This window comes from Petrotoga halophila DSM 16923 (genome assembly GCF_002924615.1).
On record NZ_JALY01000233.1, the window covers coordinates 1 to 10,272 of the forward strand.

10 protein-coding genes are annotated in these 10,272 nt (G+C 34.4%); 1 reads left to right on the plus strand and 9 read right to left on the minus strand.

Features of this window, described 5'->3' with window-relative positions:
• Positions 1-45: 45 nt before the first annotated feature.
• The 9 genes from AA81_RS11435 to AA81_RS11475 all read right to left on the minus strand — a co-directional run bounded on the left by AA81_RS11435 (position 46) and on the right by AA81_RS11475 (position 9,795).
• Entirely contained in the window at positions 46-1,650 is a 1,605-nt protein-coding gene (locus tag AA81_RS11435) for an alpha-amylase family glycosyl hydrolase (RefSeq protein WP_103899087.1), read from the minus strand.
• A gap of 18 nt (positions 1,651-1,668) precedes the next feature.
• Positions 1,669-2,742 (minus strand): glucose-1-phosphate thymidylyltransferase, encoded by a 1,074-nt coding sequence (locus AA81_RS11440; RefSeq protein ID WP_103899088.1) that lies wholly within the window; start codon positions 2,740-2,742, stop codon positions 1,669-1,671.
• Positions 2,739-4,634: a polysaccharide biosynthesis protein gene (locus AA81_RS11445; RefSeq protein ID WP_103899089.1), complete on the minus strand. Its 1,896-nt coding sequence runs from the start codon at positions 4,632-4,634 to the stop codon at positions 2,739-2,741. Before AA81_RS11445 ends, AA81_RS11440 begins: the two co-directional genes overlap by 4 nt.
• Entirely contained in the window at positions 4,618-5,871 is a 1,254-nt protein-coding gene (locus AA81_RS11450; RefSeq protein WP_103899090.1) for a DegT/DnrJ/EryC1/StrS family aminotransferase, read from the minus strand. Before AA81_RS11450 ends, AA81_RS11445 begins: the two co-directional genes overlap by 17 nt.
• 109 nt (positions 5,872-5,980) lie before the next feature.
• Positions 5,981-6,835, minus strand: coding sequence for a hypothetical protein (locus AA81_RS11455; RefSeq protein ID WP_103899091.1), 855 nt, complete (start codon positions 6,833-6,835; stop codon positions 5,981-5,983).
• A gap of 26 nt (positions 6,836-6,861) precedes the next feature.
• Positions 6,862-8,127: a histidine--tRNA ligase gene (gene hisS / locus AA81_RS11460; RefSeq protein WP_103899092.1), complete on the minus strand. Its 1,266-nt coding sequence runs from the start codon at positions 8,125-8,127 to the stop codon at positions 6,862-6,864.
• 323 nt (positions 8,128-8,450) lie between these two features.
• Entirely contained in the window at positions 8,451-8,822 is a 372-nt protein-coding gene (locus AA81_RS11465) for a S1 RNA-binding domain-containing protein (RefSeq protein WP_103078789.1), read from the minus strand.
• Between the two features lie 244 nt (positions 8,823-9,066).
• A complete protein-coding gene (gene rpmE, locus AA81_RS11470) occupies positions 9,067-9,282 on the minus strand; it encodes a 50S ribosomal protein L31 (RefSeq protein WP_103076638.1) in 216 nt (71 codons plus the stop codon).
• Between the two features lie 84 nt (positions 9,283-9,366).
• Positions 9,367-9,795, minus strand: a complete 429-nt coding sequence (locus tag AA81_RS11475; protein ID WP_103078790.1) for a hypothetical protein — start codon at positions 9,793-9,795, stop codon at positions 9,367-9,369.
• A 171-nt stretch (positions 9,796-9,966) separates the two neighbouring features.
• Here AA81_RS11475 and AA81_RS14805 point away from each other — a divergent pair, with 171 nt between their 5' ends.
• On the plus strand, positions 9,967-10,170 hold the full coding sequence (locus AA81_RS14805) for a TrmO family methyltransferase domain-containing protein (protein ID WP_342750140.1): 204 nt from the start codon (positions 9,967-9,969) through the stop codon (positions 10,168-10,170).
• Positions 10,171-10,272: the final 102 nt, after the last annotated feature.

Consider the following 10,272-nt stretch of genomic DNA (forward strand, 5'->3'; position numbering starts at 1 on the left):
CCTTCGCCACGCTCCCCACCCTACATTTTGTTCCTCGAAGCACTTTTAACTTATTTTCCAAACATATTCATGGCGTTGCAAAGTGATATTATCTAATGATTTGCTTTCAACGGTCAAGTTGTTATAAATAACAATACTTTTATTTGCTTTTTTTCTTGTAACTTTAAATACCCCGTCGATATTTTCGTAGATTGGTTTTTCTGAAAATAGATCTTCATTTTCCTTCTTCAAATCAAGCATCTTTTTTATTCCATGAAAAATCTTATAACTATCGCTGTTAGCGTTGTTTAGAGCCTCTTTTCTTTTCTCTTCGTCGAAAGGTCCCCTGTTGAAAAATCTTGAATCTTTGTAGCCTATTTTTTCGGTCATTTTTTTATAGAATTCCTCGTCGTTCTCCATCCCTATTTCATCACCATAATAATTTATTGGTGTTCCGTCCAAAGAAAACAAAATTGAATAAGCTAAAAGCACTTTTTTATAATCCTTACCCATTTGGTTGTACAATCTTCCCGCGATCCCTTCTCCTTCTCTAAAGTTCCATCTTTCATCGAGCAAGTAGTATTTCAACATCTTCGCTCTTTCTTCTGGGTCAACGAATTCTAAGGTTAATTCGTCGTGACACCTTAGAAAAACGAACCATCGGCAATCTTCTGGAATAGGCGGGGTAACTCTTTCTGAAAGAGTATCTATTACATAGTTGGGGTTACCTTCAGCAATAGCCAGAAAAATTTTTGGCATAACGGGGAAATGGTATGCAACCTGGCATTCGTCAGAATTACCAAAATAAGCAACAACGTCTTTAGGAGGTTGATTAGCTTCTGCAATCAATGCGGTTCCTTCTTTTAGATAATCCAAAGCCGCCCTGAATATTTTTAAAATCCAGTGAGTTTGAATTAAATTTTCACAGTTAGTACCTTCTTCTTTCCATAAAAAAGGTGCTGCATCCATTCGAAAACCATCTACACCGTGTTCTTTCCAGAAGGTAAAAACTTTTATCATCTCTATCAACACATCAGGATTTTTGTAATTTAAGTCCGGTTGTATTTCGTAAAATCTATGAAAGTAATAGTCATTCCTTTCAGGGTTGTAGGTCCAGTTGCTGTTTACCATTCCTTTAAAAAGCAGTCGGGCTTGGGAGTATTTTTTATCGGTGTCGCTCCATATGTAATAATCCCTATACTTAGAATCTTTTGATTTTTTTGCCTCTTGAAACCATGGATGTTCATCAGAAGTATGGTTTATTGCAACATCAAAAAGGATCTTTATACCTTTTTCGTGGGCAAGGTTGATGAATTCAAAAAAACTTTCGTTACCACCTAATTCATCTCGAACTTTGTAAAAATCTGAAATATCGAATCCTTGGTCTTTCATTGGAGACTGTAAAATGGGAAGAAGCCATAAGATAGTTACACCTAAATTACTCAAATAATCTAATTTTTCTTTCATTTTGTCAAAATCACCGGCGAAAAGATCAACATAAGTTGAATAGACCAAACCTTTCTTGTACCAAAATTTATCTTTTGGCGTATATGTGAAAGAATCTTTTTTTGATTTTAAAAAGTCTAAGAGAATTTCCAATTTATAGTTATCAGAATACAGTTTGTTCCAAAGTTCGGTTATTACTTCTATTTTATCGTCTATTATTTTCACCCCCAAGATAATTAGCTATTATTTTGGTATTTGTATATTGCTATAATCGCCTATCACCAATTTTAGTGAATATGGTTTTCGTTCTGTAGAAAAAATCTTTGAATTTTCTCCAATAATAGATGATTCTATCCTTATATACACATTTGAAATATTTGCATAACTTAAAATTATACTGTTTTCAATCTCTGAAGAGTTTATGTGTGCACTATCACCGATACTTGTGTATGGCCCTATGTACGCATTACTTATTGTAACGTTTTCTCCAATTATTACAGGTCCTCTGATGATAGAATTCATTATCTTTGTATTTTTCCCGATGTGTACCATTCCTTGGACTGAAGAATCTGATCTTATTTCTCCTTCTATTTTTTGTTCTTTTAAGGTGCTAAGAATTGTTCTATTCGCTTCGATTAAATCTTCAGGTTTTCCGGTATCTTTCCACCATCCCTCTACTATGTGAGCTCCAACGTTGTTTGAATTATCTATTAACCATTGAATGGCATCGGTTATTTCAAGTTCCCCTCTCCATGAAGGTTGAATGTTTTCAATTGCCTCAAAAACCTTTGGGGTGAATATGTAAACCCCAATTATTGCGAGATTTGATGGAGCATCTTTTGGTTTTTCGACAACTTTTGTTACTTTCGAATCTTCCATCACTGCTATTCCAAATTGTGAAGGGTTATCGACGGAAGTCAAGAGAATAAAAGATTCATAATTTCCTTGCTTAAACTGGTCTATAAAATTTTTAAGATCAAAATTTACAAGGTTATCCCCTAGATACATTATAAAGTCATCATTATCAAGGAATTCTTTTGAGACTTTTACCGCATGTGCCAAACCTTTTGGATGCTCTTGTATTATATATGATAATTTTATACCTAATTGACTTCCATCTCCTAAGACATTTTTAAAATCTTCTATATTTTCTGAATTTACTACCAAACCGATCTCTGTAACCCCTGCGTCTCTTATTTTTTCCAAGCTATACATGATGGTTGGTTTGTTAGCTATTGGTATCAATGGTTTTGCGTTCGTGAAGGTTAGTGGTCGAAGTCTTGTTCCCTTTCCTGCACAGAGTATTAATGCTTTCATAGCTTTTTGCCTCCTTGTTTGATTGTTGTAGTTATTAGCGCCCCTTCGCTGATATTTGATATATTTGAATCTGGTATGTAATCTTTTATTATTTCAATAGCACGGTTGTAATCGTTGTTTTTTATCATAATATTTATTCGCTCTATCAATTCATTTAGTTTCTCTTTATTTATTTCATTGTTGTTAGATTTTGAAATAAATATTCGTCTGTTTCTAGTTTTTTCGTAATCTTCATCTTCCAAGAATATTTCTTCGTATAATTTCTCACCAGGCCTGATGCCTGTATAAACTATTTTTATATCTTGGTCAGGGATGTACCCGGAAAGTCTGATCAAATCCCTGGCTAATCGATCAATATTGACAGGCTCCCCCATTTCTAAAACAAATATTTCAGCCTTTTGAGCAAACTGTCCACATTGTAATACTAAAGAGACAGCCTCAGGAATGGTCATGAAATACCTTTTCATATTGGGATGTGTGACCGTAACGGGACCACCCTTTTTAATCTGTTCTTTGAAAATTGGAATTACACTCCCTCTACTTCCTAAAACGTTCCCGAACCTTACTATTCCATACTTTGTTTGATAAAAGTTGGACAATGTCTTTACTATAATTTCCCCCAGTCTCTTTGAAGCACCCATTATGGATGTTGGTTTGATGGCTTTGTCGGTGGAGATAAATACAAATCTTTCTACATTATATTCTCCTGAAAGTTTTGCAACAGTGTAAGTCCCAATTGTGTTGACTCTGAAGGCCTCAGTTGGGTTTTTTTGCATGAGGGGAACATGTTTATGGGCAGCGGCATGAAAAACAACATCAAATTTATATTTTGAAAATAAATACCTCATTCTATTTTCATCGGACACATCCGCGATAATTTCTTCTATAAACGCATCTGAGAACTTGTCTCTCAATTCATTTGATATTTCAAAAATACTGTTTTCCCCTTTTCCAAGTAAGAAAAGAGCTTTAGGCCCCATTGGTAAAACCTGTCTACATATTTCAGAGCCTATACTTCCTCCTGCACCTGTAACCAGTATTTTTTTGCCTTTTATGTAATCTTTGATCTCTTTTAAATCGACACTAACTTCCTTTCTACCTAACAAATCAGAAATATCAACCTCTCGTAGAAAGCCAAGTGATAACTTGTTATCTAAAATTTCCAAGATTCCCGGTAAAGTTTTTAACCTAACCTTTGTTGTATCAACATAATCTATGATTTTTTTTATCTGATCAGATGAAGCACTGGGAATAGCTATTAAAACCTCTTCAACGTTGTATTTTTCAACAAAATCCATAACTTGATTTATCTTCCCCAGTACGGGATAGCCTCGAATATTTCTTCCTATCTTTTCTGGGTCATCGTCCAAAAATCCTACAACTGATCCCTCTTCTGGATGCCTCTCGTACTCTCCCAACAATTCAGTTCCTGCATCGCCTGCTCCTATTATAAGAACATTTTTAATTCCGTCTACTTGTTTTTTATAATTTCGAGAATACCTTGAAAACCAATATATCCTACTAGCTGAAACAAAGACCACTCCAACCACCGATGCGGTTGCTGCCACACTGAAAGGAAGAGTGAAAATGTCGCTTATATATCTTCTTACAAACTCAAAAACAAAAAAGTTGATAAGGAAACCTATGAAACCACTGTTAAATACAGGTCTTAATTCGTTAAGAGTGGCAAATCTCCAAATGTATCTATATATTCCAGAGTAATAAAAAACAATTACCATAATCAAAGGAAAGAAAAAGATGGGGGAGATATACTCTCTCATCTCTGCAAAGTCAAACTGAAACCTTATGAACATTGCTACAATGTAAGCGAGGAAAAACAAAATATAGTCTATTATCATCAATCTAAAAGATCTTTTAGACAAATGTTTCATCTTTCATCTCCGTTAAGCTTTTTGTTATTATTTGATATACGTAATTCTGTTGTTCAAGACTGATATTGGAGAAAAATGGGATCGCAAAAGTTAAAGATGAGATTAGCTCTGTAACAGGGTAATCTCCTTCTTCATAACCGAACATTTTTCTATAAAAAGGTTGTAGGTGAACAGGGTAAAAGTAATTTTTGGATTCAACGCCCTTTTCACTCAATTTTTTTAAGAAGGTTTGTAAGATATTTCTAATCTTATTTATTAATTCTTTCCATTCTTTTCGATTTTGTTGTCCTTCAATTTTTATTGGTAGATCAAAATTTCTAACCCATGTAGGTATATTAATTAACTCTGATACCCAATCTAAGTTCAATCTCAAAACGAAGACAAACCAACTTTGAGAAGTAACTTCTTGAGGAATGAAAGGTAGAACTACTCTTTCTTCATTTTTGAACAAACCAAAATAATTCATAGCCTTCTCTTTTCTTTTTGAACTTATTTCTTCTATCCGTTTCATTTGAGCAAAACCAAGTGCCGCAGACAATTCATCCATGCGATAATTGTATCCGAGCCTTTCACTTATCAGCCATTCACCACTTTTACCTCTACCTTGGTTACACATGGACTTACATAACTCAAATATTTCTTCATCATCAGTAACGATAACCCCGCCTTCACCGGTGGTTATCTGCTTATTTGGGTAAAAGGCGTATGTACCAGCCTTTCCAAAAGTTCCTAATTTACGCCCTTTATATTCTCCACCTAGGGCTTCGCAAGAATCTTCAATTATTTTAATTTCATCTGGAAGAATCTCAAGTATCTCATCCCATTTCAAGGGAACTCCAAAAATATCCACACCCATAAAGGTCGTAACGTCGTCTTTGTAATCTTTGTCTATGAACTCCTTTAAATTTTTAACGGATAAGTTGTAAGTATGAGGATCTATATCAACGAAGACCGGTACTCCTTTCTCAAACAAAGCCACGTTAGCTGAAGAAATAAAAGTGAAAGGTGTTACGATCATTTTTTGATTTTGTTGAAAATCTAAGGCCCTTAAAATCAAATGTAAGGCTGATGTCCCGCTGTTTACAGCTAGAGCATATTTCGTACCAGTGTATTCTTTTATTATTTCTTGAAACTTTTCTAAATAAGGGCCCAAAGCAAGTCTTTCAGAATTCAAAACATCCATAATGGTTCGTTTTTCTAAGTCAGTAATATCTGCACCGGATAGTGGGACAAACATAGTTGATATCGCCTCCAAACGTTAAGGGGGTTCCCCATTAAGATCCTATAAAAATATTCTATAATTCTTTATATAGCGTTCCTTCGCCCCGCTGCCCACCCCACAAAGATTATAAAAATTGTTGGAGCTTTTTGTATTCTTCTTCTTTTATATAACCATCTTCTAGTAACTTTTCTAATATCTCTTCGGCTTTCTTTTTGTCTGGTATAGACGTAACATGAGAAAAAATAGTACTATATCTTTCGTCTTCCCCTACATTTTTAATTTGATTGATTATTTTTTCATAAGGGTCCTCTTGTGCGGGTTTCTCGGCTGCGCCATTTGTTGAAGTTTCGTTTTGTGTTTCTTTCTCATCTTTTTTGATCAGTTCAAGATACCTTCCCGTAGCGGTTCCATCCTCAAAATAATGTATCGTTGTTTCTCTTATTAAGAAAAACAAAAGAAACCACTGGTATACATCAAGGGTAATAATTCTCAATAACATGACGACGTTTCCGTCTCTCAATTTGATGAAACGATTTTTAACTATTTTGTTGCTAATTTCAGATTCTTGAAGTTGCCATTGGTCTTTGTCAATCCTATTTATCATACTGGCATAAGAGATCCAGCTTAATATAAAACTTCCTAAAAGCAAATAAATTTGCCAACTAGGTAGGGTGAACGTTTGTATTTCTTCCAATGTTAAAGTTGCTACTTGTTGTATCAAGTATAGATAGAAAACATTCAGTACCAAAAAAGAAACCATGTACAAAATAAACCAAATTATGGGGCTCTTCTCTTTTATATCTGGAAAGGTTAAATTATTTGTTTCATAGACCTTCTTCATTCGTTCAATATGAAGATTTCTATTTCTAATCAAAACGTGATAAATAAAAAATAATAACGCCAATCCAACGAATTGCAGGACGGGTATGTATGACAATACAAAGGTTATAAAAATAATAAAAGGTCTCAGCAAAATCATTCTATTTCCTCCAGTTAAAAAAGTCTTTATTCTTCTCTAAGCTTTTCCACAATGATTTCAGACACCCAATTTCTTTCAATCTGGGTCTGTTCTCCGCTTTTCATATTCTTTATTGTGACAATATCTCTAGAAATTTCTTCCTCTCCTATTACAACCACATATTTAGCGTTTAATCGGTTGGCATGTTTAAATTGCCCTGATAAATTTCTTTTCGATATATTTAGATAAGTATTTATGCCTTTCTTTCTTAGTTCTTTTGATAAAGTAACAGCTGCCATTTCACCCTTTTCACCTTGAAAAGCCACGTAAACATCTATTTTACTTTCACTTTCAACCTCGACATTCTCTCTTTTTAATGCTTCTATTACTCTTTCAATCCCTATAGCGAAACCGACCCCAGGAGTTTTAGGACCCCCTAACTGTTCGACGAGATCGTCGTATCTACCACCACCTGCTATGACAGCTTGTTCACCCATATCAGAATGTTCTACCTCAAAGGCCGTTTTTGTGTAATAATCTAAACCTCTAACGATCTTTGGATCAACTTGATAAGGTACATTGTAAGCCTTCAAATATTTTTGGAGATTGTTGAAATGTTCGCGACTTTCTTCGTCTAAATAATCTAAGATGGAAGGAGCGTTTTTTGCCGCTTCGACGTCTATTTTACAATCCAACAACCTCATAATATTCGTGTTGAACCGTCTTTGACAATCTTCACATAGGTTGGGTAACAATGGTTGATAATACGTTTTCAATACTTCTTTGTATTTTTCCCTACTTTCAAAGGTGCCTATGTTGTTGATTTTCACTTTAAAATTGCTCAATTTTAGCTTATTGAAGAAATCGTAGACAAATGTGATTAATTCTGCATCAGCTAAAGGATGGTCTGTTCCAAAAATCTCCGCCCCTATTTGATAAAACTCCCTATAACGCCCGGCTTGAGGTTTTTCATATCTGAACATAGGACCTATGTAAAATAGTTTTTGAGGAGATCCAAACGTTATTAAAGAGTTTTCTATATAAGCTCTTGCTACCGAAGCGGTTCCTTCGGGTCTTAAAGTTAGTGACCTTCCTTTTTTATCATCAAAAGTGTACATTTCTTTTTGAACAATATCTGTTTCTTGGCCTATTCCTCTGCTAAAAAGTTCGGTTTTTTCAATTAATGGGGTTCGTATCTCTTTGTACCCGTATATTTTAAACAGTTTCTTTGCGGTATTTTCAATGTATTCCCAGTACTTAACTTCTTCGCCAAAAATGTCCTTAGTACCTTTTATTCTTGTATAAGTACTCAAATGCTAATCCTCCTTAGATCTTTATTATAGTACTTGTTTGTAGACACTTTAAAACTTATTTTAGCGCCACTTCACCGCGCTCCCAGACGTTAAGGGGTTAACCCCTTAAGAACCCCATAATCAAGTTCAAAGTCAAAATTATTTTAAAAACATCGTTTGCACACCGCAGCAAACGTTCCCAGCTTTCTCAATTATTTTACCACAAAGTATGTAACTTTAAAAAGAAAAGGTCAGAGTTTAGATTTTTTTGACATAAAAAATAATTGAGAGGGAGAAAATCTCCCTCTCGGTTGTTATCCTATATATACATAACCTATAATTAATTATCTTCTTCGTGTATTCTTTTTCTTATCTAGGTGCTTTTTATACTCGGATATCTTCTTTTCGCTGTCTTTTAGATACTGGTTCAATCTTTTTTCAAAATTGTGTGATTTTCCCGTATCCTCTTTTTGCTCGTCATAATCCTTTAAAGACAGCTCATACTTTCCATCTTTTGTTCTTCCTATGACTTTTCCTTGAACTTCATCACCAATTTTTAAAAAATTGGATATCTCTCTTACATACTTTTTTGAAATCTTTGAAATGTGTACAAATCCTTCTTCACCATTTTCAAGTTCCAAAAAAGCACCAAACTTTTTGATATCGACTACTTTACCTTTCACAGAATCCCCTGTTGCTAAACTTTCATTTACCAAAATAATTACCTTGCCCTTTTTTCTTAATCACGAGAACCTTGCTAAGTCGTGATATCACCCTTCATAAAAGGATGGCCTGGGTCCAGGCGTTGGTTTTCACCTCCGAGATTTTTTGTTATGTTTCCAGCTGGATATTAGTAAAAATTTACCAATAGCAAGGACCAACTGGATAACGCTTTTCATCTCTTGATACTTTTATTCCTTAACTCTAATAAATCCCCCCCAACAAGAAAATTAGAGATTTTTAGTTTTCAAGAAAATCTTTGTATTTGTTCTTAAACTTCTGAACTCTACCTTCTGTATCCAATATTTGTGAACCTAATTCTCCTTTGTAGAAAGGATGACATTCAGAGCAGACATCTAATCTGAAATTGTCAACTGTTGAATACATAGTATGTTCAGCGCCACAGGCGCATTTTACGGTTATAAGCTTCATTTCTGGATGAATACCTTGTTTCACGTCTAACACTCCTTAATCTATATTTCTTGTCAACTTATTATATCATAAACTGATAATTATGTCAAATTAAAAGAAGAATGCACATTAAAAAGTATAAAATAAACCTAATCCTCCGCTTAAATCAAAGTTTGTTTCAGGGGTAACTTTAAAACCTGGTGCAATTTCTAAAAATGTGATCAATGGAGTTTCAGGAATAGCAAAATTCAAACCCAATGGGAAGCGTATTCCTAAATTTAAATCGTCTTTTACACCAAGATGAATACCTGCACCATAGCTAAAATCAATATCACCAAAAAGATTTGGAGAAACACCGTTAAAATCTGCCTGTATAGTGAAACTGTCGTGGGTAAAAGACCAGGCAGCCGTGATACCGGCGAAACTCGTTGAACTAGTATAACTCCTTATATACAAACCCGTTGGTTCACCAACTTTTACACCTAACCCTAAAGGAGCCGAAAAAACAACCGCAGTTAAAACTATTAAAGCGAATAAAGAAACCACTATCTTTTTCATACCGATCCCTCCTAATGTTTGATTTTTTTGAAAATGAAAAACGTAACATTAATATAATATCATAACTTTATTAAATTTGTATTAATTTCTTTTTATGTGATAATATTAGTTTGAAAGGAGCTAAAAGTATGATTGAAATTAGATACAATCCCATTGGCATAGTTCATTCCCATTGTTTTATCAGTTGTTAAGTTAATAAAAGTAGAAAAGAATATACTGGAGATTCAAAATGTAGAAATAATTGATGGTACCCCTGTTTTGGATATAAAACCCTACGTACCGGAATTCACCACTAATGAGGGAGTTAAAATAGGATGGCTTGAGAAAAATGTTCACAAACTGCAACAATCGAAAGATAACGGTAGATTCAGTTAAGAGAAACTTTTGAGCCAAAAAAGAGCCAATTGTGATGGGCAGGGAGCGGGGCGAAGAGGCGCTAACAAAGATACTTTTCCTCACGGGTGGGGAGCGGGGTGA

Coding starts and splice junctions, on each gene's coding strand:
- AA81_RS11455 (WP_103899091.1), bottom strand. CDS start 6,835: ATGATTTTGCTGAGACCTTTTATTATTTTTATAACCTTTGTATTGTCA.
- AA81_RS11445 (WP_103899089.1), bottom strand. CDS start 4,634: ATGAAACATTTGTCTAAAAGATCTTTTAGATTGATGATAATAGACTAT.
- AA81_RS11450 (WP_103899090.1), bottom strand. CDS start 5,871: ATGTTTGTCCCACTATCCGGTGCAGATATTACTGACTTAGAAAAACGA.
- AA81_RS11440 (WP_103899088.1), bottom strand. CDS start 2,742: ATGAAAGCATTAATACTCTGTGCAGGAAAGGGAACAAGACTTCGACCA.
- AA81_RS11475 (WP_103078790.1), bottom strand. CDS start 9,795: ATGAAAAAGATAGTGGTTTCTTTATTCGCTTTAATAGTTTTAACTGCG.